The organism is Pseudoxanthomonas sp. SGT-18, assembly GCF_003931645.1.
In the GTDB taxonomy this organism is placed as follows: Bacteria; Pseudomonadota; Gammaproteobacteria; order Xanthomonadales; family Xanthomonadaceae; genus Pseudoxanthomonas.
This window is the reverse complement of record NZ_RRYJ01000008.1, coordinates 1-25,460: the sequence shown is the minus strand read 5'-3', so window position 1 is coordinate 25,460 and position 25,460 is coordinate 1. Positions and strand designations below refer to the sequence as shown.

The 25,460-nt window shown below is 71.0% G+C and carries 32 protein-coding genes and 1 pseudogene; 8 read left to right on the top strand and 25 right to left on the bottom strand.

Annotated features, from left to right (window positions below):
• Positions 1–345: 345 nt before the first annotated feature.
• From EIM47_RS11475 to EIM47_RS11410, 14 genes and pseudogenes are all read right to left on the bottom strand, one after another.
• Positions 346–945, bottom strand: coding sequence for a NapC/NirT family cytochrome c (locus EIM47_RS11475; RefSeq protein WP_125076963.1), 600 nt, complete (start codon positions 943–945; stop codon positions 346–348).
• Positions 946–1,530, bottom strand: coding sequence for a nitrate reductase cytochrome c-type subunit (locus EIM47_RS11470; RefSeq protein WP_125076962.1), 585 nt, complete (start codon positions 1,528–1,530; stop codon positions 946–948). It abuts the gene before it with no gap.
• Between the two features lie 10 nt (positions 1,531–1,540).
• Entirely contained in the window at positions 1,541–4,036 is a 2,496-nt protein-coding gene (napA, locus tag EIM47_RS11465; protein WP_125076961.1) for a periplasmic nitrate reductase subunit alpha, read from the bottom strand.
• Positions 4,033–4,332: a chaperone NapD gene (locus tag EIM47_RS11460; protein ID WP_125076960.1), complete on the bottom strand. Its 300-nt coding sequence runs from the start codon at positions 4,330–4,332 to the stop codon at positions 4,033–4,035. The genes napA and EIM47_RS11460 overlap by 4 nt, the downstream gene beginning before the upstream one ends.
• Entirely contained in the window at positions 4,329–4,829 is a 501-nt protein-coding gene (napF, locus tag EIM47_RS11455) for a ferredoxin-type protein NapF (protein WP_026010505.1), read from the bottom strand. Before napF ends, EIM47_RS11460 begins: the two co-directional genes overlap by 4 nt.
• 2 nt (positions 4,830–4,831) lie before the next feature.
• Positions 4,832–5,005 carry a periplasmic nitrate reductase, NapE protein gene (locus EIM47_RS11450; RefSeq protein WP_343202896.1) on the bottom strand — a complete coding sequence of 58 codons (174 nt, stop codon included), beginning with the start codon at positions 5,003–5,005 and terminating at the stop codon, positions 4,832–4,834.
• Positions 5,006–5,158: 153 nt separating this feature from the next.
• Positions 5,159–5,968, bottom strand: a pseudogene (locus EIM47_RS11445) (TIGR03915 family putative DNA repair protein); the annotation flags it as partial.
• The gene (locus tag EIM47_RS11440; RefSeq protein WP_125076958.1) at positions 5,965–7,209 is read right to left on the bottom strand and encodes a putative DNA modification/repair radical SAM protein; all 1,245 of its coding nucleotides are present in this window, start codon (positions 7,207–7,209) and stop codon (positions 5,965–5,967) included. The pseudogene EIM47_RS11445 and the gene EIM47_RS11440, both read right to left, overlap by 4 nt.
• A 78-nt stretch (positions 7,210–7,287) precedes the next feature.
• Positions 7,288–7,554 (bottom strand): hypothetical protein, encoded by a 267-nt coding sequence (locus EIM47_RS11435; protein ID WP_125076957.1) that lies wholly within the window; start codon positions 7,552–7,554, stop codon positions 7,288–7,290.
• 453 nt (positions 7,555–8,007) lie between these two features.
• Entirely contained in the window at positions 8,008–9,009 is a 1,002-nt protein-coding gene (locus tag EIM47_RS11430; protein ID WP_125076956.1) for a kelch motif-containing protein, read from the bottom strand.
• A gap of 114 nt (positions 9,010–9,123) precedes the next feature.
• Positions 9,124–9,600 carry a hypothetical protein gene (locus EIM47_RS11425; protein ID WP_028915512.1) on the bottom strand — a complete coding sequence of 159 codons (477 nt, stop codon included), beginning with the start codon at positions 9,598–9,600 and terminating at the stop codon, positions 9,124–9,126.
• Positions 9,601–9,743: 143 nt separating this feature from the next.
• Positions 9,744–10,607: an alpha/beta hydrolase gene (locus tag EIM47_RS11420; RefSeq protein WP_125076955.1), complete on the bottom strand. Its 864-nt coding sequence runs from the start codon at positions 10,605–10,607 to the stop codon at positions 9,744–9,746.
• 244 nt (positions 10,608–10,851) lie between these two features.
• On the bottom strand, positions 10,852–11,331 hold the full coding sequence (locus tag EIM47_RS11415) for a YbjN domain-containing protein (RefSeq protein ID WP_019397841.1): 480 nt from the start codon (positions 11,329–11,331) through the stop codon (positions 10,852–10,854).
• Positions 11,332–11,444: 113 nt separating this feature from the next.
• Positions 11,445–11,900, bottom strand: a complete 456-nt coding sequence (locus EIM47_RS11410) for a hypothetical protein (RefSeq protein WP_019397842.1) — start codon at positions 11,898–11,900, stop codon at positions 11,445–11,447.
• 118 nt (positions 11,901–12,018) lie between these two features.
• On the opposite strand from EIM47_RS11410, the gene EIM47_RS11405 reads away from it, so the two are divergent.
• Positions 12,019–12,210, top strand: coding sequence for a hypothetical protein (locus EIM47_RS11405; protein ID WP_028915070.1), 192 nt, complete (start codon positions 12,019–12,021; stop codon positions 12,208–12,210).
• An 11-nt stretch (positions 12,211–12,221) separates the two neighbouring features.
• On the opposite strand, the gene EIM47_RS11400 is transcribed toward EIM47_RS11405, so the two are convergent.
• The 3 genes from EIM47_RS11400 to EIM47_RS11390 form a co-directional block, all read right to left on the bottom strand.
• Positions 12,222–12,497: a hypothetical protein gene (locus tag EIM47_RS11400; protein ID WP_019397844.1), complete on the bottom strand. Its 276-nt coding sequence runs from the start codon at positions 12,495–12,497 to the stop codon at positions 12,222–12,224.
• 106 nt (positions 12,498–12,603) lie between these two features.
• Entirely contained in the window at positions 12,604–13,302 is a 699-nt protein-coding gene (locus EIM47_RS11395) for a hypothetical protein (protein ID WP_233581711.1), read from the bottom strand.
• A gap of 281 nt (positions 13,303–13,583) precedes the next feature.
• The gene (locus EIM47_RS11390; RefSeq protein ID WP_125076954.1) at positions 13,584–14,570 is read right to left on the bottom strand and encodes an alpha/beta hydrolase-fold protein; all 987 of its coding nucleotides are present in this window, start codon (positions 14,568–14,570) and stop codon (positions 13,584–13,586) included.
• A gap of 278 nt (positions 14,571–14,848) precedes the next feature.
• Here EIM47_RS11390 and arr point away from each other — a divergent pair, with 278 nt between their 5' ends.
• Positions 14,849–15,247 carry an NAD(+)--rifampin ADP-ribosyltransferase gene (arr, locus tag EIM47_RS11385; protein ID WP_125076953.1) on the top strand — a complete coding sequence of 133 codons (399 nt, stop codon included), beginning with the start codon at positions 14,849–14,851 and terminating at the stop codon, positions 15,245–15,247.
• Positions 15,248–15,250: 3 nt separating this feature from the next.
• Here the strand turns inward: arr and EIM47_RS11380 are convergent, their stop codons facing one another.
• Complete coding sequence (locus EIM47_RS11380) at positions 15,251–15,901, bottom strand: hypothetical protein (protein WP_125076952.1); 651 nt, start codon at positions 15,899–15,901, stop codon at positions 15,251–15,253.
• 394 nt (positions 15,902–16,295) lie between these two features.
• Between EIM47_RS11380 and EIM47_RS15970 the strand changes: the two genes are divergently transcribed.
• The 3 genes from EIM47_RS15970 to EIM47_RS11370 all read left to right on the top strand — a co-directional run bounded on the left by EIM47_RS15970 (position 16,296) and on the right by EIM47_RS11370 (position 18,784).
• The gene (locus tag EIM47_RS15970; protein WP_240626222.1) at positions 16,296–16,586 is read left to right on the top strand and encodes a solute carrier family 23 protein; all 291 of its coding nucleotides are present in this window, start codon (positions 16,296–16,298) and stop codon (positions 16,584–16,586) included.
• On the top strand, positions 16,587–17,582 hold the full coding sequence (locus tag EIM47_RS11375; RefSeq protein ID WP_240626221.1) for a solute carrier family 23 protein: 996 nt from the start codon (positions 16,587–16,589) through the stop codon (positions 17,580–17,582). It abuts the gene before it with no gap.
• Positions 17,583–17,686: 104 nt separating this feature from the next.
• A complete protein-coding gene (locus tag EIM47_RS11370) occupies positions 17,687–18,784 on the top strand; it encodes an alpha/beta hydrolase (protein WP_125076951.1) in 1,098 nt (365 codons plus the stop codon).
• A 229-nt stretch (positions 18,785–19,013) separates the two neighbouring features.
• On the opposite strand, the gene EIM47_RS11365 is transcribed toward EIM47_RS11370, so the two are convergent.
• The 6 genes from EIM47_RS11365 to EIM47_RS11340 form a co-directional block, all read right to left on the bottom strand.
• Entirely contained in the window at positions 19,014–19,385 is a 372-nt protein-coding gene (locus EIM47_RS11365; RefSeq protein WP_028915075.1) for a hypothetical protein, read from the bottom strand.
• Between the two features lie 57 nt (positions 19,386–19,442).
• A complete protein-coding gene (locus EIM47_RS11360) occupies positions 19,443–19,721 on the bottom strand; it encodes a hypothetical protein (protein WP_028915076.1) in 279 nt (92 codons plus the stop codon).
• 235 nt (positions 19,722–19,956) lie between these two features.
• Entirely contained in the window at positions 19,957–20,661 is a 705-nt protein-coding gene (locus EIM47_RS11355) for a hypothetical protein (RefSeq protein WP_125076950.1), read from the bottom strand.
• A gap of 94 nt (positions 20,662–20,755) precedes the next feature.
• Positions 20,756–20,986, bottom strand: coding sequence for a hypothetical protein (locus EIM47_RS11350; RefSeq protein WP_037034757.1), 231 nt, complete (start codon positions 20,984–20,986; stop codon positions 20,756–20,758).
• A 94-nt stretch (positions 20,987–21,080) separates the two neighbouring features.
• Positions 21,081–21,992 (bottom strand): plasmid replication/partition related protein, encoded by a 912-nt coding sequence (locus tag EIM47_RS11345; protein ID WP_125076949.1) that lies wholly within the window; start codon positions 21,990–21,992, stop codon positions 21,081–21,083.
• A 236-nt stretch (positions 21,993–22,228) separates the two neighbouring features.
• Complete coding sequence (locus tag EIM47_RS11340) at positions 22,229–22,750, bottom strand: hypothetical protein (RefSeq protein WP_233603156.1); 522 nt, start codon at positions 22,748–22,750, stop codon at positions 22,229–22,231.
• Between the two features lie 455 nt (positions 22,751–23,205).
• On the opposite strand from EIM47_RS11340, the gene EIM47_RS11335 reads away from it, so the two are divergent.
• The 3 genes from EIM47_RS11335 to EIM47_RS11325 all read left to right on the top strand — a co-directional run bounded on the left by EIM47_RS11335 (position 23,206) and on the right by EIM47_RS11325 (position 24,837).
• Positions 23,206–23,403, top strand: a complete 198-nt coding sequence (locus EIM47_RS11335) for a hypothetical protein (RefSeq protein WP_019397125.1) — start codon at positions 23,206–23,208, stop codon at positions 23,401–23,403.
• A gap of 66 nt (positions 23,404–23,469) precedes the next feature.
• Entirely contained in the window at positions 23,470–24,099 is a 630-nt protein-coding gene (locus EIM47_RS11330; RefSeq protein WP_019397124.1) for a CPBP family intramembrane glutamic endopeptidase, read from the top strand.
• Between the two features lie 156 nt (positions 24,100–24,255).
• Entirely contained in the window at positions 24,256–24,837 is a 582-nt protein-coding gene (locus EIM47_RS11325) for an SCE4755 family polysaccharide monooxygenase-like protein (protein ID WP_019397123.1), read from the top strand.
• Positions 24,838–25,075: 238 nt separating this feature from the next.
• Here the strand turns inward: EIM47_RS11325 and EIM47_RS11320 are convergent.
• On the bottom strand, positions 25,076–25,460 hold a 385-nt coding region (locus tag EIM47_RS11320), incomplete at its 5' end, for an integrase core domain-containing protein (protein ID WP_164514596.1).

Genomic DNA, 25,460 nt, shown 5'->3' with positions numbered 1-25,460 from the left:
CGGCCCCTCGCATCCCGTGGCGGAAGCCGGAGCGGCTTCGGTTCCCTGAGGGCAACACCGGCGGAAACGGGGACGGCAGGCATCGCGGAGGCTCGTTTTATCGGGTTGACGGTGCCCGCGCCGCCTCCGGGACGGGGGCAGCGTGGGTTCGGGAAGGAAGTCAACGCAGATCGTGGGGGATATGCGCGAGCTACGGCTGCAATCTACCCCGCACCGCAATAAATGCGCTGTGAATTCCGCGCACCGTGCAGGTGCATTTTGCGAACTTGCTCATCCGCGGCGTAACCGGTTCATCGAGGCGCCGGCGCACGCACCCGGCCATGCACCAAGATCGGGCAAAAGCGTTCAGCCCTGGGGCACGCCGGCCATGTCCGGCAGGCGGTGGGCGATGCCCTTGTGGCAGTCAATGCAGGTCTTCTGCCCGGTGCCCAGCCACAACCGGTGGACCTCGGCGGCGCGCGCGCTTTGCCGGGTCAGGTCCATGGAATCGAAGTCATGGCAGTTGCGGCATTCCAGCGAGTCGTTGGCCTTGAGCCGGGACCATTCGTGGCCGGCCAGCACCAGGCGCTCGTCGAGGAACTTCTGGCGGGTATTGATGGTTCCGAAGACCTTGCCCCAGACCTCCTTGGAGGCCTGCATCTTGCGCGCGATCTTGTCGGTCCAGTTGTGCGGCACGTGGCAGTCCGGGCAGGTGGCGCGCACGCCGGAGCGGTTGCTGTAGTGGATCGTGGCCTTCAGCTCCTCGAACACGTTGTCCCGCATCTCGTGGCAGCTGGTGCAGAACTTCTCCGTGTTGGTCGCCTCCAGCGCGGTGTTGAACCCGCCCCAGAACAGCACCCCGGCGACGAACCCGGCCACGGTCAGGAAGCCGAGGCTGTAATAGCGGCTGGGCGAGCGCATGGTCATCCACAGCAGGCCCAGCTGGCGGCGGAGGCGGCGGAACATTCAGCGCACCTCCGCCGCGGGCGCGGCTTCCGGGGGCGCCAGCAGGCTGTCGACGTCGCGGAACTGGTTGGCCACCAGCACCGGGGCATCGGTCTGCACCACGTGGCATTGCAGGCAGAAGTAGCGCCGCGGCGAGATCGAGGCCAGGAACTGGTCGTCGCGGTCCATGTAGTGGGTGACGCTGACCGGCGGGGCCTGGAAGGTGGCGGCGTTGGCGCGGGCGTGGCACAGCATGCAGCGGTTGCTGTTGCGGTCCACCTGGTAGCCGTCGATCGCGTGCGGGATGGTTGGCGGCTGCATGGGGTAGGCGCGCACGCGCTTCAGGTCGGCGTTCTCCACCCGCGCCATCGGCGGCGGATGGCCTTCCTGGTCCACCGGCACGCCGCGGCGCACCGCGTCGATCTGGCCGGCGCCAGGCACGAACACCGCGCGCGCGTCCACCGGCGCCGCGGCCGCCGGCGGCGGAGGCTCCGGCGCGTGGCCGCGGCGGGCCAGGCCCCTGCCGATCAGCACGCCCAGGAAGAACAGGACCACCCCCAGCAGCAGGGCCAGGGGGATGGCGACCAGCAGGTTGCGGTTGCGCATGGCGCGTCTCCTAGGCGGGCAGGACCTTCACCGCGCACTTCTTGTAGTCGGTCTGCTTGGAGATGGGATCGGTGGCGTCCAGGGTGACCTTGTTGATCAGCTGGCCGGCGTCGAACCAGGGCACGAACACCACCCCGCGGGGCATGCGGTTGCGGCCGCGGGTCTCCACCCGGGTGCGCATCTCGCCGCGGCGCGAGGCCACCCGCACCTCGTCGCCGCGCTTGAGCCCGCGCGCGCGGGCGTCGTCGGGGTTCATGAAGCACACCGCCGCCGGGAACGCCCGGTACAGCTCGGGGATGCGCATGGTCATCGAGCCGGAATGCCAGTGCTCCAGCACCCGGCCGGTGACCAGCCACAGGTCGTACTCGGCGTCGGGCGCCTCGGCCGGCGGCTCGTAGGGCAGCGCCCAGATCACCGCCTTGCCGTCCTTGTTGCCGTAGAACTGGAAGCCGGCCCCGGGCTTGACGTAGGGATCGCTGCCTTCGCGGTAGCGCCAGCGGGTTTCCTTGCCGTCCACCACCGGCCAGCGCAGGCCGCGCGCCTGGTGGTACGCGTCGAACGGCGCCAGGTCGTGGCCGTGCCCGCGTCCGAACTCGGCGTACTCCTCGAACAGGCCCTTCTGCACGTAGAAGCCGAAGTGCCGGGACTCCTGGTTGGCGTAGCCCTGTTCGATGTCCGACAGCGGGAACGCGTCGACCTTGCCGTTGGCGAACAGCACCTCGAACAGGGTCTTGCCGCGGTAGGCCGGATTGGCGTCGAGGATCTCCTTCGGCCAGCACTCGTCGGTGGTGAAGCGCCTGGAGAACTCCATCAGCTGCCACAGGTCCGAACGCGCCTCGCCTGGGGCCTGCACCAGCTGGTGCCAGAACTGGGTGCGGCGCTCGGCATTGCCGTAGGCGCCCTCCTTCTCCACCCACATCGCCGCCGGCAGGATCAGGTCGGCGGCCTGCGCGGTGACCGTGGGATAGGCGTCGGAGACGACGATGAAGTTCTCCGGGTTGCGGTAGCCGGGCCAGGTTTCCTGCAGCAGGTTGGCCCCGGCCTGCATGTTGTTGTTGACCTGCACCCAGTAGGCATTGAGCAGGCCGTCCTTCAGCGCGCGGTTCTGCTCCACCGCGTGGTAGCCGGGCTTCGGATTCAGCAGGCCGCGCGGAAGCTTCCAGATCTCCTCGGCGTGCTGCCGGTGCTCCGGGTTGGCCACCAGCATGTCAGCCGGCAGGCGGTGGCTGAAGGTGCCCACCTCGCGCGCGGTGCCGCAGGCCGAGGGCTGGCCGGTCAGCGAGAACGGGCTGTTGCCCGGGGTGGAGATCTTCCCGGTCAGCAGGTGGATGTTGTAGACCATGTTGTTGGCCCACACCCCGCGGGTGTGCTGGTTGAAACCCATGGTCCAGAACGACATCACCTTGACCTTCGGGTCGGCGTAGAGCTCGGCCAGCTGCTCCAGCCAGCCGGCCTCGACCCCGGTCATCTCCACCGCGTGCTGCAGGGTATAGGGCGCGACCAGGCGGGCGAAGTCGTCGAAGCTGCACGGCTCGCCGGCGCCGGGGTCGGCCGCGCCGCTGGCGGCCACCTCCAGCGGATGCTCCGGGCGCAGGCCGTAGCCGATGTCGGTCGCGCCGCGCTTGAAGGTGGCGTGTTTCTCCACGAACTGCCGGTCCACCCGCCCGGTGCGGATGATGTGGTTGGCGATGTAGTTGAGGATCACCAGGTCGGTCTGCGGCTTGAACACCACCGGGATGTCGGCCAGCTCGAAGCTGCGGTGCTCGAAGGTGGACAGCACCGCCACCTTCACGTGCGGGTGGGACAGGCGGCGGTCGGTGACCCGGGTCCACAGGATCGGGTGCATCTCGGCCATGTTCGAGCCCCACAGCACGAACGCGTCGGCCGCCTCGATGTCGTCGTAGCAGCCCATCGGCTCGTCCATGCCGAAGGTGCGCATGAAGCCGTAGGCGGCCGAGGCCATGCAGTGGCGCGCGTTCGGGTCCAGGTGGTTGCTGCGGAAGCCGGCGCGCATCAGCTTGGTCGCCGCGTAGCCCTCCCATATCGTCCACTGGCCGGAGCCGAACATGCCGATGCCCTCGCCGCCCCTGGTCCTGAGCACGCGCTTGAACTGCTCGGCCATCACGTCGAAGGCCTCGTCCCAGGACACCGCGGTGAACTCGCCGTCCTTGGCGTAGGCGCCGTTCTTCTTGCGCAGCAGCGGCATGGTCAGGCGGTCGGCACCGTACAGCACCTTGGACAGGAAGTAACCCTTGACGCAGTTGATGCCGCGGTTGACCTCGGCATGCACGTCGCCGTGGGTGGCGACCACGCGGCCATCGCGCACGGCGACGTTGACCCCGCAGCCGGTGCCGCAGTAGCGGCAGGGTGCCTTGTCCCACTTGAGCTGGACCTGGTCGCCCTCGGTGACCACGTTGGTGCCGCCGCCGGGCAGCGGCAGGCCGGCGGCGGCCGCGGCGGTGGCGATGGCGCTGGTACGGATGAAGTCGCGGCGCGTGGTGCTCATGCGGAAGCTCCACTGGCATGGGGCGGGGGAACGGGCTCGTCCAGGGCGGCGGACGGCTCGGCGTGGTGGTAGACCAGCAGCACGTTCAGCACGCCTGGCACCTCGCGCAGGCGTTCGACCAGGTCCATCACCCGGTAGCGGTCGGCGGTCTCGCACAGCACCACGCTGCGGGTGTCGCCGACGATGGCCAGTTCCAGCGCGGGCTCGGCGGCCACCGCCGCGCGCAGTGCCGGCAAGGCATCGGCGCGGTGCTGGAGCACGAACGAAGCGATGTTGACCTCGTCCTGCGGGTTCATGCGCAGGCCTCCTCTTCAGCCGCGGCCAGCGCGATCGCGCCGGCCGGGCATACGCCGGTGCAGGCGCCGCAGCCGGTGCAGCGCGCGGCCTCGACCATGGCCATGCCGCGGCCGCCGGGCGGTACCCGGATCGCCTGTTCGGGACAGACCTCGCGGCAGCTGGCGCAGACGATGCCGGCGCCGGACAGGCAGGCATCGGCCACCATCGCGCGCAGGTTCCAGGGACGCGCCCGCGTGTGCAGCAGCGCGCCGGTGGGGCAGGCCTGGGCGCAGGCGCCGCAGAAGCTGCACTCGCCGCGGCCCGCGGCCGGATCGAACCGCGGCAGGCCATCGGGTGCGCGCCGCAGCACGCGTTCCGGGCAGGCGCGGATGCACGCCTCGCAACCGGTGCAGCGCGCGGCGAAGGCCTGTCCGGGGATTGACCAGGGCGGGCGCGGACCGCAGGCATCCTCGCTGCCGAAGAGCAGTGCTCGCCGGGAGAGCGCGCCGCCTGGCATCGTCACGGCCCCTTCGGCGGGCCGGCGAACAGCAACTGCCACATCCAGACCATGAAGCCGTAGCCGGCCACGACCAGCACCGCCAGCAGCGGGAACACCACCGCAGTCACCAGCAGGAACGCGATGCGCTCCTGCCTGCGGGTCACCTCCATCTTCGGGCCCGGTTCCTGCTCCACGTGCCAGCCTGCCTTTCCAGGTGGGTCCAGTGCAGTACGCGGCGGAGGCTAGCACGGAAAACCGGACCGGGCGTGACGCACCGCGGGATACGTGGCACCGGGCCACGCAAGCGTGACCGGGCGCACGCGCGGCACGCGTTCCTAGCTGCGGCGCGGCATGCGCCTGCGCGGCGGCTGCGGTTCGCGCTCGGACATCTGCCGCACGCGCGCGCCGGCCTCGCGCACCAGCGCCGGCAGCAGGCGCGTTTCCGGCAGCAGGTGCCAGTACTTCTGCGGCATCTCCTGGCGCATCATCCGGGTATTGAGCCGCGCCGGATTGAAGATGCTGGCGTAGTAGGTGCGCCACAGGCCGTCCTGGGCGTCGTCGGCCGGCACGTCGGCGCGCAGCCCACCCGGGCCGGCCCACAACTGCCCGTCGTCCCAGCGCACGCTGCGGTACGGGGTGACGATGGTCCAGCGCATGCCGGCGAAGCGGCGTGCGAAGAACGGCGCGAGCCGGTCCAGGATCCAGTGTTCCGGCTCGAACCAGGCGATGTAGGCCTCCTCCTCCCCCGGCACCGCGCGGAAGCGCACGAAGGCCTTCATCTTGTGGCTGTCGCGGCGCACCGCCTGCTCCAGCGCGCGGGCGCTGGCCACGTCGGCATCGGTGCTGCGTTCCAGCAGCCGCCGCTCGCCATGGCCGATGCGCCACAGCATCCGGTACAGCAGCGCATGCCGCCCCGGATCGCGATGGCACAGCACGCGCGCGGCCAGCTCCAGGAATGCCGGCGCCACCGCCAGTGCCGGCACTCCGGCAGCCAGCGGCGCCCGCGCCAGTTCAGGCCACGGCAGCAGGCCGCCCTGGGCATCGCCGCTCCAGTCCACCTGCTCCGGTGCCAGGCCGGCGGCAAACGCCCGGCGCGCCATATCGCGCCAGGCACCCAGGTCCCACGGCGGATCCAGCTGCGCGCGGTAGCCGCTCATGCGAACAGCTCGCCTTGGCGCGGCTGCGGCGCCAGCTGCGCACGCAGGCGGGCCGGATCGTCCAGGCGTGCACGTGGATGATGGTCCAGCACGCTCACGAACGGCAGCAGCTTCTTCAGCGGGGCGCGCAACCGGGCCAGGTCGTCCAGCCGCAGGCGGCCGTGGCGGCGCGCGCCGACGATGCGGTCCACGTTGCGCGCGCCCAGCCCGGGCACGCGCAGCAGCAGCTCGCGCGGGGCGCTGTTGAGGTCCACCGGGAAGCGCTCGGGATGGCGCAGGGCCCAGGCCAGCTTGGGATCGATGTCCAGGTCGAGCATGCCGGCGCCTTCGGGCACGATTTCCTCCACCCCGAAGCCGTAGAAGCGCAGCAGCCAGTCGGCCTGGTACAGGCGGTGCTCGCGCTGCAACGGCGGCGCGCGCGGCGGCAAAGCCGCCGAAGCATCCGGGATCGGGCTGAAGGCCGAGTAGTACACCCGCCTCATGCGGAAGTCGCCGTACAGCGCGTTGCTGGTGCGCAGGATCACCGCGTCGTCGGCGCCATCCGCGCCCACGATCATCTGCGTGCTTTGCCCCGCCGGGGCGAACCGCGGCGGCCGCCGCCGTGGCGTGGCCTTCGCGGCGCGGCGCGCCTCGGTGTTCTCGTCGATGCGCCAGCGCAGCTCGCCCATGGCATCGCGGATGCCGTCGGCGCGCTTTTCCGGCGCCAGTCTCGCCAGGCCTTCGGCGGTGGGCAGCTCGACATTGATGCTCAGCCGGTCGGCGTAACGCCCGGCCTTCTCCAGCAGCTCCAGCGAGGCCTCGGGGATGGTCTTGAGGTGGATGTAGCCGGCGAAGTGGTGGTCCTCGCGCAGGCTGCGCGCCACTTCCACCATCTGCTCCATGGTGTAGTCACCGTTGCGGATGATGCCGCTGGAGAGGAACAGCCCCTCGATGTAGTTGCGCTTGTAGAAGTCCAGCGTCAGCTTCACCACCTCGGCGGCGGTGAAGCGCGCGCGGCGCACGTTGCTGCTGGCGCGGTTGACGCAGTAGGCGCAGTCGTAGATGCAGAAGTTGGTCAGCAGGATCTTCAGCAGCGACACGCAGCGCCCGTCGGGCGTGTAGGAGTGGCAGATGCCCATGCCCTCGGTGCTGCCCACGCCCTTGCCGCCGCGCGAGTCGCGCCGGCCCGCGCCGGAAGAGGCGCAGGAAGCGTCGTACTTGGCCGCGTCGGCAAGGATCGCGAGCTTGTCGGTCAGCTCCATGCCGGCACGGTGGCCGGCCTGCGTCTCAGCCGGTGAGACGCCGCCGGGCGCTGGGTGAACCGCTCAAGCCGCGTGCCTTCAGGGCACGGCGCGGCGCACGTAGACCGGCTCGCCCGGCACGTCGGTGCGCACCGTGGTCGCCGCCGGGGCGACCGATGGCGTGGTCAGCAGGTCGTTGGTACGGCGCTGCTCGGCGATCAGCTGGCGCAGCAGCGACTTGATCCCGAACACCGCGAACGGCACCAGGATCCACAGCACGGTCAGGATCAGGGCGAAGATCGCCGCCGCGATCATCAGCGCGTTCATGCCGGTGGCGGCGGCGTCGTTGGTAAAGGTCGACAGCATGGTTCGCTCCTCGGACCGGACACCGCGCCCGGCGTGGCGACATGCTTGGGCAAGCCCCGCCCACGGCGGGTGAACCGGGCGCACGCGCCGTTGCAGGCACGCCTTGCGCACACGGCCACGCGCGCCGCATGCGGGCCGGGACGGAGGAAACCGGGGAACGCGCCCGCGGGCGCGCGGACTCAGCGGCTGCGCTCGCGCCGCAGGGCGAAGGTCGCAAGACCGACGACGGCGGCCAGGCCGATGGCGAGGAACACGAACACAGGCGTCAACGACATGGAAGCTCCCTCAGTGCTGGACGGGCCCGGGCCGGGCCGCGGGCTGGTAACGACGGGATGCTACGCGCGACCCTCCCCCACGGCGGTCGCGTGGCCGGCTGTGTCGCCCCGGCCGGGTTCCCTTATACCTGCCCGTCCTGCGCCGGCCACGCTGCACTGCACCGTGGCCGCCCCGCGCTCAGGGCGACAGGCGCAGGTGGTCGTCCAGTTCCGGGCCGCCGCCGCGGTCGGCGCTGCCGGCCGCCACGTGCACCGCGCCGCCCAGCAGGGTGGCCTGGGTGCCATGGCGTCCGCGCGGCAGCGGCGCCAGGCTGCGCCAGCGCCCGCTGCCCGGGTCGTAGGCCTCGACCTCGGCGTGCGCCGGCACCTGGCGCGCGCTTTCCCCGCCCAGCACCAGCAGCGCGCCGCCTGCCGCCACCGCCCCGGCGCCGGCGCGCGGGGTGGGCAGCGGCGCCTCCAGCGTGCTCCAGCGCCCGCGGGCGAAGTCGTACACGTCCACCGCGGCAATGGTCATCGACAAGGTGTCGCCGGTATCGTGCGAGGTGCGGCGGCCGCCGGCGGCGTAGAGTCTTCCGTCCAGCACCGCGGCGTGGAAGTGGTCGCGTGCATGCGGCGCGTCAGGCAGCTCCTCCCAGTGCCCGCTGGCCGGATTGAAGGCATCCAGCCACGGCACGTAGCCGCTCATGTGGCCGCGGGTATTGCCGCCGACCAGGTAGATCCTGCCCCCGTGCGAGACCACCCCGGCCGCGCCGCGGCGCCGGTGCGCGGGGATCTCCGCACCCTGGCTCCAGCGGTCGGCGCGGGGGTCGTAGACCAGCACGTGGGTGAGCGGCTGCTCCTCCGGGAAGTCGCCGGTGAACGCGCCCAGCACGTACAGCCGGCCCTCGTGCGCCAGCGCCTGGAAGTGGTGGATCTCCAGCGGCGGCGGCGCGCCCTGGCTCCAGCGCCCGCTGGCCGGATCGTAGATGTCCAGCGGCCGCTGCCCGCGCCCGCCCAGCAGGTACAGCCGCTCGCCCAGGGCGACGAAGGCGTTCTCGTGGCGCGCATGCAGCGCGCCCTCGCCGGGCGGCACCGGCTCCCACGCCGGCGGTTGCCGTGCCCCGGCGCCGAAGGTGAAGGCGGACAGGATCAGGACGGCGAGCGCTGGCAGGCGCAGAGGGCGGGAGGCAGGCTTGGCCATGGCGGGTCCCGGGATCGAGGCCCGGCCAAGGTGGCCGTTGCGCGGGCGGCCGTCAATCGCGCACCTGCGTGCGCGCGTGTCCGTGCTGCCGCGCATGGATGCGCGGGGCCGTATTCAGCGGTGGCGCAGGGGCGGATACGGGCCCCAGCCGGGGCCATGCGGTCCGTAGAAACCGGGACCGTCGGAGCTGTCCACGTGCAGCTGCACGTTGATGATGCGCGAACCGCCGTCGTCGGTCGCCTGCTCCTTGCAGTAGTTGACCGTCGCGCCCTGCCAGTTGCTGTTGCCGCCATGCCGCGAATACCCCACGCCGGCCTCGACGCTGCCGGTGATGTCGGTTTCCTTGCCGTCCGGCGCGGTCGGGCAGCGGTAGCGGTAGGTGACCTGCCTGCGCTGGCGGGTGGTCGCCACCCCGGAGGTGTCGCCGTACCAGGTGCCGGGCGGGTCGTTGCGGTAGCCGGCGCGCGCGGACTGCGGCAGGCCCAGGTCCAGGCCGGCCCCCTCCCCGCCGGCGGCGTCCGGTTCCTGGGCGAGGGCCGGCATCGCGGCGGCCAGCAGGACCAGGCAGGCAGGAAGCAGGAAGGTGCGCATGGCGTCGGTTCCGGTCGCCGCGTGCAGGCGGCTTCCCGCACACCGTAGCAGCGCGAGGTTAAACCGCGGATGGCTCGGCCTTGCGCATGCGACGACGGGCGGCCACGGGCCGCCCGTCGCGCCGGTCCGTCGCGGCCGCCGTTTCAGCGCCGCAGGAAGTCCAGCAGGTCCTGGTTGAGCCGGTCCTTGTGGGTGTCGGTGATGCCGTGCGGTCCGCCGGGGTAGACGATCAGCTGCGCGCCCTTCACCAGCGCGGCCGAGGCGCGGCCGGAGGCGTCGATCGGCACGATCTGGTCGTCGTCGCCGTGGATCACCAGGGTCGGCACGTCGAACTTCTTCAGGTCTTCGCGGAAGTCGGTGGCCGAGAACGCAGCGATCGAGTCGTAGGTGTTCTTGTGCCCGCCCTGCATGCCCTGCGCCCAGAACGACTGGATCAGGCCCTGGTTGGGCTTGGCACCCGGACGGTTGAAGCCGAAGAACGGGCCGGAAGCGATGTCCAGGTACAGCTGCGAGCGGTTCTCGATCGAGCCCTTGCGCAGGCCGTCGAATACCTCGATCGGCAGGCCGCCCGGGTTGTCCTCGGTCTTGAGCATCAGCGGCGGCACCGACGAGACCAGCACCGCGGCCTTGACCCGCGAGGTGCCGTGGCGGCCGATGTAGCGCGCCACCTCGCCGCCGCCGGTGGAGAAGCCGACCAGGGTGGCGTCGCGCAGGTCCAGGGCCTCGATCACCGCGGCCAGGTCGTCGGCGTAGTGGTCCATGTCGTTGCCGTCCCACGGCTGGCTGGAACGGCCGTGGCCGCGGCGGTCATGGGCGACGACGCGGAAGCCGTGGTCGGCCAGGAACAGCATCTGCGCTTCCCAGCTGTCCGAACTCAGCGGCCAGCCGTGGCTGAAGGTGACGACCGGGCCGTCCTTCGGGCCCCAGTCCTTGTAGTACAGCTGCACGCCATCGCGGGTGGTGACGTAGTTGGCGGTGCGGGAAACGGCGGAAGTGCGGTTGTCCATGACAGTGCTCCAGGGATGGGGGGAATCCCGGCGCGGGTGCGCTGCCGGTGGAGCTACTTTGCCGAGGGGAGCTTATGCATACGTGACAGCACGTCCGGGAAACTTCACCAGGCGTCCGTGGCCTTGCGCAGGCGGGAGCATGGTCCGGCGGAGAAACACGGCCACGCCGGTTGCCGGCGCGGCGGTGGCCCCGCCCCGCGCCGCCGCCCACCGCAAGGCGCGCGGCACGCGGCGGGGCGCCGGCTCAGTAGTAGCCCATCGCGTCCTTGAAATCGCGCAGGAGCTTCCCGTACAGCTCGATCTGGCTTTCCAGGTGGCTCTTGGCGTCGGTGTGCAGGACCTCGAAGTCGAACTGCAGGTACGGGTCCATCTCGTGGTCCAGGTACAGGCGCACGTAGCGGTACTTCTGGTTGAACTCGTTGGCGGCCCGCAGCGAGGTGCCGTCCTCCAGGTCCAGCGCGGTCTCCAGCTGCAGCGAGCCGCAGCGGCCGTCCTGCTTCTTGCAGTCGTAGAAGTTCAGCCGCGCATGCAGGCCCTCGATCATGAACTCGATCTGCGGATCGCCATGCGAATCGGTGCCCAGTTCCGGCGACAGGTCCATCGCGCGCATCACCGCCAACGCCTCCCTGCCGCTGATGCGCTCGGCCGAAGCCTCGGCCGCCAGCAGCGGAGAAGCCAGTACCAGCACCGCGCCCAGCAGGCGCGTCTTGGCCTTGTCCAACATGCTTACCCCCCCTGTGATGTGATGGCTCCCTGCCACCGTGGACGATGCGAGGGGACCGCCGGCATTGCGCCGCGTCCCCGGCGCGGAGGATACCCCGGCGCACGGGGGGATTGTCAGCTGCGCGGATCGGCCGGCAGCCGGAAACGCCCGCCCATGCCCGGCAGCACCAGCAGCACGCCGGCGGCGATGCGCACCAGGACCCGGGCCAGTTCCAGGGCCAGCTCCGCGTCCGGCGCCAGCGGCGGCCACAGGGTGTACGCCAGCAGGCCGGCCTCCACCACCGTCCAGGCCAGCACCCAGCGGCGCGCGCGCCAGCTGCCCTGCAGCAGCAGCCGCGCGATCCAGGCCACGAACAGGCCCATGCCCAGCAGCAGGCAGGCGGTGGAGATGGCGTACGCCAGCCGCCTGTCCGCGGGCGCCTCCAGCGCCAGCGCGACCCATGTCGGCAGCTCCAGCACGTAGGCGGCCACGTAGCAGCCCACCGCCTGGCGCAACCGCGCCGCCACCGCGGCCTGCGGCGCCGGTGGCCCGCTGGCGGGGGCCAGGTAGGGATTGCGTTCGGCATCCATGCGCACGGCTCCATGCCCGGGGCGTGGCCCCCGAGTTTTCCACGGAAACCCGACCGCGGGACAGGCATGCTGGCCGCTGCGCCGGACGCCGGCGCCCGTGCCGCAGGAGGAGCCACGCATGACGCCGCTGGACAAACCGATCCGCCGCGAACTGGACATCGGCGGCGAGGCCTACACCCTCACCATCAGCCCCGAGGGCCTGAAGCTGGTGCCCAAGGGCAAGCGCAAGGGCCTGGAACTGGCCTGGACCGACCTGGTCAGCGGCGACGCCGCGCTGGCCTCGGCGCTGCAGGCTTCGCTGCGCGGCTGAGCCGCCCGCGGCTACGCGGCGCCGCGCGGCATGGCCCTGCCGGCTGCGGTGCGCAACCAGGCCAGCGCGCCCGGCGCCATGCCCTTGAACTTCGGGGCATCGGCCAGTGGTGCCACCAGCAGGCGCCGCGGTTGCGCGCGGCGTTTCAGCGCGTGGTAGAGCTGCGAGCGGGTGCGCGTGCTCGCGGCCAGGTACAGGCCGCAGGCCAGCGGCTGCAGCGCGGACCCGAGCGCTTCGGCACCGGGATCCGGCTCCAGGAACACGAGGTAGAGGATTGGCGCGTCCATGTCCGCAGCTTCGCAACACGGCGCCGGGGAGGACGTGAACCGCGGCCACGGAGGCGCATGCCCCGGCCTCCGGCCCGCCCCGCGATGCGGGACGGGCCGGCCACGCTCACTTGCGCGGGTTGCAGTTCAGCGCGCGGCTGCTGGTCGGGAAATCGATGTTGAACGGGCGTCCGGTCGTGGCCCGCTCGCCAATCATGCGTGCGACCGTGGCCGCGGCCGAGCCGGGGTCGGAGCACTCGCTTTCCACGTAGGACACCGAGTACACGTCCTCCGACACCACCACCGGCGCGGCCGAGGGCTCGTCCGGGTTGAACCGGTACAGGCGGATCATCGTCGTGACCTTGGGATTGATCCAGGTGCCGCCGGCGCGGCCCATGGCATTGGGCGCGTGGTCGACCTCCTCGCACTTGAGCATGCCCTCCTGCTCCTGGCAGGTGGCACCCATCGCGCCCATGATCAGCTTGCTGTCCTCGCCGGGCCGGCCCTCCTCGGTCTTGATGCCGATCCGCGCCTGGTAGCGCGGCGTTTCGCCCGCCGGCCACGCACTGCGCAGGTCGGACTTGGGCAGCACCTTGCGCAGCCCTTCCAGGTAGCCGGCGAGGATCTTCTCGCCATGGCCGGAGCCGCCGTCGTCCACCAGCTCCACCGCGACGCCCGACTGCGCGCCATGCTCGGAAAGCTCGTTGAACTCGGTGCGCTTGCCCACCGCCCGTTCGTAGGCGACCGACGCGGTGCCGCGCACCACGAGCAGGTCCTTCAACGGGTTGGCCTGCGCGAACGCGGGCAGCGGCAACAGGGATATCACTGCACCTGCAAGAACTGCTTGACGCTTCATGGTTCCCTCCTCAGTGGATGGCGCCGTGCGGCGCCGGGTGGCCATTCCGTGTCCACATCCCCCTCTCCGGACCACGCCTGGCCGCTCGCCCTGCGTGTCGCGTCAAGTACCGCAGCGCGATCACGCCGGGACTGCCGGGGAGCGCCCCGGCGCGCACACTTTACGCCGCGATTGCGCGCGTGCACGCCTTTCGTTGCGATCATTGTCCGCCGCGCACGACCATACGCAGCGGTCTGCACCAGCGGCTGCGCCTACCTGTCGACCGGCGCAGGCGCCCCGGGCTTCCACAGCCAGCGCAGCACGTCCGGCAGCAGGCGCCCGCCGTGGTCGTCCGAGTGCCCGCCCTCGCCCCACACGTGCGCCACCGTATAGCGCGGCCCCGCATCGCCATTGCGGCCGGCCTCGGCATTGGCCCAGTGCAATGCGGCCAGCATCTGCTGGTTGGCGAGGAACCAGTTGCCGTGCTCGTTGTCCAGGTCGTTGCGTCCGTCCTGCAGGAAGATGCGCAGCGGACGCACCGGACTCTTGCGGACCAGGGTGGGGTACAGGTCGCCGCCGGGCACCAGCGGCTGGCCTGCGGCCGCGGTGCGGTAGCCAATCGAGACATAGCTGCCGATGAAACTGATGACGTTGGCAAACGCCTGCGGCCGGTGCCAGGCCACGGTGAACGCGGCGATGGCCCCGCTGCTGGTGCCGCCGATCGCGCGCCGCGCCGGATCGTCGCTGATGCGGTAGCGGCGCTGGACCTGCGGCAGCAGCTCGTCCACCAGCATGCGCGCGTAGGCATCGTCCAGCGCGTCGTATTCCTGCGCGCGGTTGTCCGGGTTCGCGTAGCCGATCGCCTCCGGCCAGTGCCGCGCGCGATGGCCCGGGGTGACGAACACGCCAATGGTCGGCGGGATGTCGCCGCGGTGGACCAGGTTGTCGAGCACGTCCGGCACCCGCAGCGAACCGCCGGGATTGATCGCGCGGTGGCCGTCGTGGAACACCAGCAGGTTGGCCGGTTCGCTGCCGTCGTAGCCCGCCGGCACGTGCACCCAGTAGCGGCGCACGGTGCCGGGGATGATGCGGCTGTGGAACTCGAACGGCCCTTCCAGCCGGCCCTGCGGCACCTCGGCGTGGCGCAGCGAATCGGCGGTCAGCTCGTAGCGCCGCGGCGCCTGTTCCGCCGCGGCCGGTGGCGCGGCAAAGGCCGGCAACGCCAGCAGGCAGAGCAACGCAGGACGGCATCGACGCATGGCGTATCCCTCCGCATGGGCCGCGCAAGGGTAGCGCGCCGTGGTGCTAGCCGCCGGTCAGTCCGGCCTGAACTCCAGTTCGCGCCGGTAGGTGAAGCCGGCGGAACGCGCGGGATCGGGCGGGAACTGCGCGTGCCCGCGGCGCGACCCGGAAACAACAACGGGAAGCGCACCGCGCTTCCCGTTCCAACGTTATATCCCGATGGGGGACTTGCGGCAACGCCCGCCGCGCGGGGCAGGATCGCCGCCCTTCCCGCGACAGCCCCCTGGAGGATGCGATGCTGCAAGCGCCGATCTACTACCACGGCACCCGCGCCAACCTGCAGCCCGGCGACACCGACGTGCCCGGCTACCCATCCAACTACGGCACCCCACGGCCATCGCGCTACGTGTACCTGTCGGCCAGGCTGGAGTCGGCGATCTGGGGCGCGGAGCTGGCGGTGGGCGAAGGCCCGGGCCGGGTGTACATCGTCGAGCCAACCGGTCCGCTGGAGGACGATCCCAACCTCACCGACCGCAAGTTCCCCGGCAATCCGACCCGCTCGTTCCGCACCGCGCATCCGCTGCGGGTGCTGGCCGAGGTGCACGGCTGGATCGGCCATCCGCCGGAGCAGCTGGAACGGATGCGCGCCTTCGTCGCCTCCCTCGGCCCGCAGGCCGATCCGGTCGAGGACTGAGCGCTACTCGCCGAGCAGGCCGTGGCAGGGCGCGCCGATGCAGCTGCCGCTGGATAGGTCCAGCACCACCGAATGCCCCGGCGAACCCTGCGGATACGGCACCTTCTCGCCGAGCAGGAACACCACCGCGTGCGCGCCGGTCAGGTCGGCCGGGAAGTGCATCTCGCCCTGGATGGTGTAGGCCGGCATGCGGCCCAGCTGCTGGTCCAGCTCGCGCGAGGCGGGCCGGCCGGCACTGGCCGCATGCCGTCGCTTCCAGCGCGCCAGCTCCGCCGGCGCCGTCGGCCTGAGCACGCCCGAGCGCAGCAGCATCACCAGCCCCGTCTGCCCGGGCGGTGGCACCGGGATCTGCGGCGGCTTCGGCAGCGCCGGTGGCTTGGTCTGCCGCTGCCGCGCGTCGGCCACGGCCAGCCTGGCGTCCGGCGGCGGCGGTTCGGACCAGTCGGTCTGGGCGATGAGCCGCGGCAGCGGCCGCGTTTCCTCCACCCGCGCGGCTTCGCTGGCCGCCGGCGTGGGCTCCTCGGCGCTGAAACCGGTTGGCGGCAGTTCGTGCAATACGTAGCGGCCGCCGCCGAGCAGGCGCACCGCCGCCTGCGACCAGCACAGCGCAGCCACCACCGCCAGCAATACCGTGGCCAGCAGCAACCAGGCCAATGCCGGGCTCCTGCCTGGCGTTTGCGTCGTTCCTTGCCTGTCCATCCTGCCTCCGTCGGCCGCAGGGCCACCGACCGCGCGATGCCTGCCACCGCACCGCGGCCTGTCCGCGGGCGTGCTGTCGGCGCCGGCGCGCACCATGCGTGCGGCGCCAGGCGTCGCTGCGGCGGTCCTTCCTGCAGTCTGGGTCCCGGGCGGCGCCCGGGCATGGGCCGGCCCCATGCGCGGCGCGCGCATTCCGGGGCCGGGGCCGCCACCCCTCACGGCGGCACGGGCCAAGCATCGCATGCGGCATTGGTTTCAGTAGCCCGGCACCGGCGCGGCGGATTTTCCATCGCCCGGCCCGGGCCTCTAAGATCGCCCGGACCAGCCATGGGGGGTAGCGAAGATGGGCATGTTCTCCTGGACCGCGAAGTCGCCGGCCGTGCTGCGCGGCGGCGGCGTGATCGCGCCGGACGAGCGCCTGCCCTGGGGCCAGACCGGGCTGATGGGCGTGCAGCACGTGATCGCCATGTTCGGCTCGACCGTGCTGGCGCCGATCCTGATGGGCTTCGATCCGAACCTGGCGGTGCTGATGAGCGGCATCGGCACGCTCATCTTCTTCCTGGTCACCGGCGGCAAGGTGCCCAGCTACCTCGGCTCTTCGTTCGCCTTCATCGGGGTGGTCAACGTGGCCACCGGCTAAGTGGCCAGCCACGGCGCCAACGCCAACATCGGCCTGGCGCTGGGCGGGATCATCGCCTGCGGCCTGGTGTACGCGCTGGTGGGCGTGCTGGTGCACGTGGCCGGCACCGGCTGGATCGAGCGGCTGATGCCGCCGGTGGTGACCGGCGCGGTGGTGGCGGTGATCGGCCTCAACCTGGCCTCGATCCCGATCAGGAACATGGCGGCCTCCAACTTCGACGCGTGGATGCAGGCGGTGACCTTCCTGTGCGTGGCGCTGGTGGCGGTGTTTACCCGCGGCATGCTGCAGCGGCTGCTGATCCTGGTCGGCCTGCTGCTGGCCAGCCTGGTCTACGCCGCGCTGACCAACGGCCTGGGCCTGGGCAAGCCGGTGGACATGGCCGCGGTGGCCGCGGCGCCGTGGTTCGGCCTGCCCACGCTGCATGCGCCGGTGTTCGACACCCGCGCGATCACCCTGATCGTGCCGGTGGTGATCATCCTGGTGGCCGAGAACCTGGGCCACATCAAGGCGGTGACCGCGATGACCGGGCGCAACCTGGACCGCTACATGGGCCGCGCCTTCATCGGCGACGGCGTGGCAACCATGGTCTCCGGCGCGGCCGGCGGCACCGGCGTGACCACCTACGCCGAGAACATCGGGGTGATGGCCGCGACCCGCATCTACTCGACCGCGGTGTTCGTGTGCGCGGCGGCCATCGCCATCCTCCTGGGCTTCTCGCCCAAGTTCGGCGCCCTGATCCAGGCCATCCCGCTGCCGGTGATGGGCGGCGTGTCGATCGTGGTGTTCGGCCTCATCGCCGTCGCCGGCGCGCGCATCTGGGTGGACAACCGGGTGGACTTCTCCGACACGAAGAACCTGATCGTGGCCGCGATCACCCTGATCCTGGGCACCGGCGAGTTCACCCTGAAATTCGGCGAGTTCGCCCTGGGCGGCATCGGCACCGCCACCTTCGGCGCGATCGCGCTCAACGCCCTGCTTTCCCGCGCCCGCAGGTAGCCCGGGCAAGGCCGGAGGCCGCCCCGGGGTCTGGCCGGGCCAACGGCCGCCGCATGCCGGTACAGTGGCCGCTACACGTCCCCTTCCCCGACGAGGACCGGCGCATGTGGACGATCCGACTGTTTGCGGTTGCACTGGCCACGCTGGCCCTGGCCCCGCCCGCCCCGGCACAGGAGCCGCCTGCCAGCGCCCGCGCCGAGGCGGTGGGCGTGATCCGCGAACTGCGCCGGATCGTGGCCCCGCAGGGCGTGGAGCGCTACGAGTACGTGCGCATCGGCGGCATCGACCAGTTCGTCTCCATCCGCGGCCAGGACCGCGCCAACCCGGTGCTGCTGGTGGTGCACGGTGGCCCGGGCTTCCCCACCTCCGGCATTGCCTGGTGGGCCACGCGCGGGCTGGAGGAGTACTTCACCGTGGTCCACTGGGACCAGCGCGGCGCCGGCAAGACCCACCTGGCCAACGACCCGGCCCGGGTCGCGCCGAGCATGCGCCCGCAACGCTTCGTCGACGACACCGAGGAGCTGGTGGCCTGGCTGCGCCGCGAGTTCGCCCAGGACAAGGTGTTCCTGCTGGGCACCTCGTGGGGCAGCTACGTGGGCCTGGAATTCGCGCTGCGCCGGCCGGAGTGGCTGCATGCCTACATCGGCATGGGCCAGGCCATCGACAGCCCGGAGAGCGAGCGCCGCGGCTATGCCTATGCGCTGGAGCAGGCACGCCGCGACGGCAATGCCGGCGCCGTCGCCGAGCTGGAATCGATCGCGCCGTACGCGCGCGAAGGCGAGCCGATCCCGCTGGCGAAGATCGCGCTTGAACGGAAGTGGTCGGACTACTACGGCGGGGTGATGGCCTGGCGCCAGGGCCAGGTCGACGGCATCGCCGTGCGCCTGGCGCCGGAGTACAGCGACGCGGAAGCCGCGCGCGCGTACGAGGCCAACGGCTGGTCGCAGGAGTTCCTGCTCAGCGACGTGCTGTCCGTGGACCTGGGCGGGCAGACGCGTCTGGGCTGCCCGCTGATCATCCTCGCCGGCCGCCACGACCGCAGCGTCAACTCGCAGGTCGCCTACGAGTGGTTCGGGCGCGTGCAGGCGCCGTACAAGCACTTCGAGTGGTTCGAGCACTCGGCCCACGAGATCCTGGCCGAGGAACCGGGCAAGTTGCTGGTCACCCTCGTCCAGCACGCGCGGCCGCTGGCGACCCGGTAGCCCGGACAAGGCCGAAGGCCGCGTCCGTGGCCTCGCGCACCCTGGGTGCGACCAGGTCCGGTCGCGGCCCGCGGCCCCGAAGTGTGGACGCCTCCCTGCGGGTCCCCCGGGGCTGCCGCGTTGCATGAAGCGCAAGCACCGTCGTGCCGGCGAAAGCCGGGCATCCGCTGACCTTGCTTGTTCGGGCCATGTGGTTGCCCCCCGGACTGTTGTCCGACAGGGCGGAAACTCAGGCATTGCGTCTGCGTGTTTTCAGCAACCAGCCGATCCGGTTTCCCATCCAGCCGCCGAGCACCACAACCAGCCAGGCGTATTCCTCGTACGGAACCTGCTGGGAGACCAGGCCAAGCAACACCAGGCAGGGCAATCCGGACAGGAAGACCATGAAATTGCGGTTGGCACGCCAGGCCCCCAGCGTGCCGTCCTCGTCCGGGCGGGCGAGCAGGTAGATCACCGCTCCCATGGTCACGAAGCCAAGCAGGTACCCACGCACAAACCGCGGCGCCAGATCCTGCTCAAACAGCAGGATGTACAGGACCACGAATGACAGGGCCACCGCCTCGATCCTCGCGCCCAGCTTGAAGCCTTCGCGCAACTGCATCGATCCTCCTCCGGAGGTACGCGCCCTCCCCGCCGCGGCGGAGAGGGCGCGCAGGAATCACTTCTGCATGAGCGCATCCTGGATCTTCGAACCGGCGTAGCCGCCGACCGCGCCGCCGATAAGCGATCCATGGATCAGGCCGACCGTCGCGCCGATCAGGCCGCCGGCCACGGTGCCCACGCCCGGGATCACGCTGCCGATCGCTCCACCGATCGCCGCGCCGGCGGTGACACCACCGTAGCGGCCAGCGATACCACCGACGATGCCACCGATGGCAGCACCGCCTTCGCCGCTGCCGCTCACACTCGCCACTTCAAGCTCCTGCAGTTCACGCATCGCGCTTTCTCCTGTGAAGTGTGGCGCACTTCCCTGCGCCCGGGTTCCGGATAGCCCGGATCTCTGTGATACGCGCATCGGTAGGAGATTGCGTTGGGCCCTGCGCAAGCGTCAACGCAAGTATCAGTTGCCTGCAAGCCAGGTATCGGCCCATGGGCCAAGCCGCACCGCGGCGGCGCGGTGCGCTTCGCTTACGGGCTGCGCGTCCGCGCGTTCGCTCCCGGGGCTGCCCGGCTCAGTCGGCCAGCAGCGCCGCGGTGTCGAGCAGGCGCAGGTTGGGCTGGGCGGCCAGGTGTTCGCGCAGCCAGTAGCCGTGCTCGGCGCCGACCAGGACCACGATGCGCTTGCCCGGGTTCTCCGCGGCCGCGCGCACGACCACCTCGAGGAAGTGGCGGTTCCAGGCCTGCCAGCCGGCGCGCTCGCCCTCGCCGACCAGGCCTTCCTGCAGCGCGTGCTTGGCGCGCAGCTGCTGGTCGGTGACCGCGTCGTTGACCCGCGCCGGACTGGTCCAGTAGTGGCGCAGCGCGGCGTAGATCGCCTGGCCATAGGCCGAGAACGCGGCCGAAGCCTCCGGCTGGCCGGACGCGAAGGCCTGGAACGAGGCCATGTAGGCGCCGCCGATCTGGTCGTACAGCGGGTTCTCCGGCTCCATCGGGTAGACCTTGTAGTGGCCGGCATCGATCAGCGGGTAGATGGTTTCCGGGTACTCGACCTTGGTGGACTCCGGGGCACGCTGGGCGTACTTGTCCGGATTCACCTCGATGCACAGCACGTCCGCGTCCAGGCGGCGGATGCTTTCGGCCAGCACCTCCTGGGTATACGCCGGCACCTGCGCGTGCAGGCGGTGCAGGGTGGAGAGCACGGCCACCTCGGCCGGGCGCGGCGCAGCCGTGGCCACCGTGGATGCCAGGCCCAGTACCGCTGCCAGCAGAAGACGCATGCCCTACCCCCTGTAGTCGTGGCGAGGGCGGCAGCATGCGGCAGGCGCGCACCTGGCGCGCGCGCCGGAAGTCATGCCGGCAGCGGGCCCGGCGTCATTCCCCGGGCATGTCGGCCTGCATGCGCAGCAGGTCGGCGCGTAGCGAGGCGATCTGGTCGGTCTGCTGGCGCTGCAGGCTGATCAGGGTGTCCAGCCGCCCCTTGATCCCGAACACGGCAAACGGCAGCACGAACCACAGGATCGCAAGCACGCACAGGAACGCCAGTACGAACACGCCAAGCAGGCCGCCAAACAGGCTGGCACCATGGCCGAAGGAAGCAAGCATGGGTTTCCCCCCTGGAAGAGTGGCTCAAACGGTCGCGGGGCACCCCGCTGGCGCACCCGCGGTGGGCCGACTTTGTCCCAGGGCAACCCTGTCTTCAACCCTGCGCGTTCGCCTCGCGCATGCGCAGCAGCTGGTTCTGCAGGGTCTGCACCTGGGCGCGCAGCTGCTCGTTCTCCCGCTCCAGCTGGGCGACGCGGCGCTGCAGGGTCCGGACGTCCGGCTCGGCCGCGGCCTCGGGGGCGTCCTCGCCGCCCTCGGCGGCGGCGGGCACCGGTTCCTGGCGCGGACGCTTCTTCGCCTCGCGCGCGCGTCTTGCCGCCTGGCGCAGCTCGGCCTTGCCGCCCTGGGCGGCGCTGCGCTGTTCCTCCACCGGCAGGCTGGCCACCGCGGCGGCGGCGCTGATGGAGATCTCGCCGGCCTTCAGCGCCTCCACCACCTCCGGCGCGGCCTGGGTGTGGATGCGCTCGATCATCGCCACCTGGTTCGGGCTGAGCTTGGCCTCGCGCGCCAGTTCGGCACGGCTGACCGGCACCGGATCCCACGGCGGCAGGTCGTCAGGCTCCGCCTTGGCGTTCAGGGCCTCGGCGGCTTCCGCGGCTTCGGCCTCGGCCGCTTCGGCGGCGGCAGTGGCGGCCTGGGCGGCGCGCAGGGCCTCCAGCTCGGCCTCGCGCTGGGCCTGCAGGCGACGGGCCATGATCTCGCGCTTGCGCAGGGCCAGCACGCCGCGCTGGTAGTCGGACACGCTGCGGCGGCCCAGGTGCTGCTCGATCATCCACAGGTGCACGTCCTCCATCGACTGGAAGCGCGTGTTCTGCACCGTGTTGAACGGGATGCCGTGCTTCTGGCAGATGCCGTAGCGGTTGTGGCCGTCCACCAGGATGTCGCCCCACAGCACCAGCGAATCGCGGCAGCCTTCGGCCAGCAGGCTGCGCTCCAGTGCCTCGTACTCGTCGTTGGTCAGCGGATCGATGTAGGCCTTGAGCTCTTCGAGTACGACGATGTCCATGCACTGCGGGGGAAAACGGGGGCGCGCATTGTAGTGCGTCGCCCCTGCCGCCAGTAGCCGATTGACGGATGCGGCCGATGGTGCACCACGACCCCGGTGCCAAGGCAAAAGGCCAGGACTATCAGTCCTGGCCTGGTTGCCGCATCGGGCCTGCCGGATCGATCGACCAGGCCATTGCCCGTCGCCGCGATGCCGTGTGCATGGCGCCCACGGCACGCAGTCGCGCGCTCCGGTGCTCAGCCTTCCCAGGTGCCGCCGGCCATCTGGCAGCTGGCCGGGAGCGTGGCCAGGTCCTCGCTGCTGCGCTCGTAGTAGAAGGCGTGGATCGAGGACTGGCCGAACATGCCCTTGCAGCTGCCCTGGTTGGGGCTGGGGCAGGCGTCCATGTAGGCGACCTCGCCGGCCTTGCCGGTGCCGATCTGCGCCGAGCCCTGCGCCAGCGACTCGCACATCTGCCGGTGCATGTCCTCCGGGACGTCCGCGCCGGCCTGCAGGCAATCGCGCGAACGGATGCGCTGGCCCATGATCTCGAACTCGCCTGCAATCATGCAGGCCCGGGTCTTCGCCGTGGCCATCGCCGCCGGCTGCGCCGCTTCGGCTGCCGCGGGCGCTTCGGTGGCCTCGCTGGCCGCTTCCGCCGGCGCGGTCTCGCCCACCGCGGCCGGAGCCACCTCCGCGGTCGCCTGCTCCGCCGGCGCACAGCCGGCCGCCAGCACCGACAGGAACAGCCCGGCCACATACCTTCCCCTGATACGCATCGAAACTCCCCTGGTTGAAAAAAACGCGCCATCCTGCCATTGCCGGCCGGCCTGCGTCACCGGTCCGGGCGCCGCCGTCCGCGGCGTGCCATCCCTTCGCCTGCAAGCCCTCCCACCCGCAACCAATAATTGCACCAGCCTGTACAGATGGGCTTGCATGCCATGCACATCCCTTGCCCCCCGCGGCACGAAAGGCAGTGCAACCGGACTGTGCCACTGCACCGGGTTGAACCTGATCGCGCCGGGCGGGACGATCCACGAGGACTTTCGATCAGGCGCTACGGGGACTGAGTTCGGAGCGCCCATCCGGGAAACGCGTTGCGACCGGGCGATTGCATCGCCGCCGGCACGGGCGCGTGCGTCCCGGGATCGGAGTCCGCGCGGTGGCGCATGCGGCACCCGGCGCCGCCCGTCCCGAGCAGGGTGCCAGACAGAGGAGAGGGTCAATGCGGTCTTTGAGCGAGAAGGAACTGCTGTTGGCAGTGGGTGGTACGGACGGCTGCCCGCCGGCGCGTCCGGCGGACATCGTGCCCTGCGCGCAATCCGAGTACGGAAACCTCGCGAACGACATCAGCAACGGCATCCAGAACTGGTACGAAGCCGCGGTGGATGCGACCTCGCAGGCGATCGAGACGGTTGCCGGCTGGTTCTGAGTGACGCATGCCGGGAGGGCGGATATCCTCGCGGAGATCCGCCTTTCCGGCGCTCGGGCAGAGTTCATGGTCCACGAAACCAGGGCGGCCGCCGGCAGGGCGATCGCCGCCGCCCTAGGCTACGTCGCACTGCTCCTGGCATCGCACCTGCTTTCCGTCCGCCTGGGCGTGGATGGGCGGCTGCTGATGGCGCTCGCCACCGTGGTCCTGCTGTCTGGCCTGTGCCTTGGCTCGGCGGGAGCCCGCGAGTTCCTGCGCACGCAGGCCACGCGCGCGCGGTCCGGGTGGATCGAAGTGCTTTGCTGGGCCTTGGCCGGCGTCGCGTTCCACCTGGCGTACTTCGCCGTTTCCGGCGTGGACGCGTCGCGGATCTCGGGATGGCGGCTGGATGCCCGCTTCCTGGCCTCCGCCATCCTGCTTTCCTCCATCGCCGCGCCCTTCGTGGAAGAAGTGTTCTTCCGCCTGTTCGCGATCTGGCGTTCCCGCCGGTTCCCGGCGCTGCTGGCCGTTGCCATCTCCGGCGCGGCCTTCGCCCTGCTGCATCCGGAGCGCCCGGTATCGGTCTTGGTGTTTGCCGCGCTCGCCGCGATCGCCTACCTGAGGGTGGGCATTGCCGCCTCGCTGGCGTTCCATGTCGCCTACAACCTGGGCAACTACCTGCTGCTGCTGGCGGCCTCGCAGGCCAACGGCGCCTAGCCGGTCCACGCGCCCCGGGCGGCGGGGGCCGGCCATCTCCGCCAGACACCATCCGCCACCGTCCGGTGCGCCGTGCGGTTTCGCGCGCAATCAACCGCCTTGGGGCGGGGCGATTTGTGTAATGTCCGGGGCACGACCGCCGAAGGAGCCTTGCCCATGCGCCGCCGAGCTTCCGCCTGCCTGCTGCTCCTGCTGGGCCTGGGCGCCGGCCCTGCCCACGCCCATTTCGCCGTGGACTTCGCCGACACCCACCAGTCGCGCTACGGGCCGGGCGAGATCAAGTCCGCGCCCTGCGGACGCCCGGACGGCGAGCGCGGCGAGCACGTCTATACCTATGCCCCCGGCGAGACCATCACCGTGTCCTGGGTCGAATACGTGGCCCATCCCGGCTACTTCCGCATCGCCTTCGACGACGATGGCGACGACGACTTCGTGAATCCCGCGCGCATCGCCCCGGCCGGCCGCAGCTGCGCCGAAGGCGAGCCCCACTGCGGCGACGGCGACTTCTACAACAACGCCACCGTGCTGGTGGACGACTTCGGCCGCCACGACGTGGCCGAGAACGGCAAGCCCTACTCGCTCCAGCTCAAGCTGCCCGACGTCGAATGCGAGAACTGCACCCTGCAGATCATCCAGCTGATGACCGAGGCCGGGAAGGCGCCCTACGACCCGGCGGCCGAGGATGCGGACGACATCTACTACCAGTGCATCGACCTGCGGCTGCAGGCCAGCCGGTAAACAGGCAATCGCGCCCCTGAAGTGCAACCAGGCCCGGGCCGTCGCCATGGCCCCGGCCACCCCAGGGCGCGATTTGCCTGTGTAGCCCGGTCAAGGCCGCAGGCCGCATCCGGGGGGGGGGGGCCGCACACGCGACGCATCCGGCATTCCCGCCCATCCCGTCGCGGGTGCGCTTCGCCTACCCGGGCTACGTAGGTCAGAACTTCCCGCCCACCGGCAGGTAGCGTAAGCTTCCCCGTCAAGCAGGCATTTCAAAAGTAGAACTTCCGGCGACGCGTTGGCGGTACTCGGCCGGGGTCAGATCGCCGAGCGAATCGTGGGGACGCTCCTCGTTGTACTCGAGCATCCACCAGTACGCGGCCTCGCGCACGTCGTCGAGGCGGGTGAACAGGTGCTGGTCCAGGACCTCCTCGCGGAAGGTCCGATTGAAGCGTTCGATGTAGGCGTTCTGGTTGGGCTTGCCGGGCTGGATGTACCGGATGGCCATGCCGTTGAGCTTGGCCCACTGCACGAAGGCCTCGCCCAGGAACTCCGGGCCGTTGTCGGTACGCAGGACCTGCGGCAGGCCGTGGTCGCGCTTGAGCTGCTCGAAGATGCGGACCAGGCGCGTGGACGAGATCGAG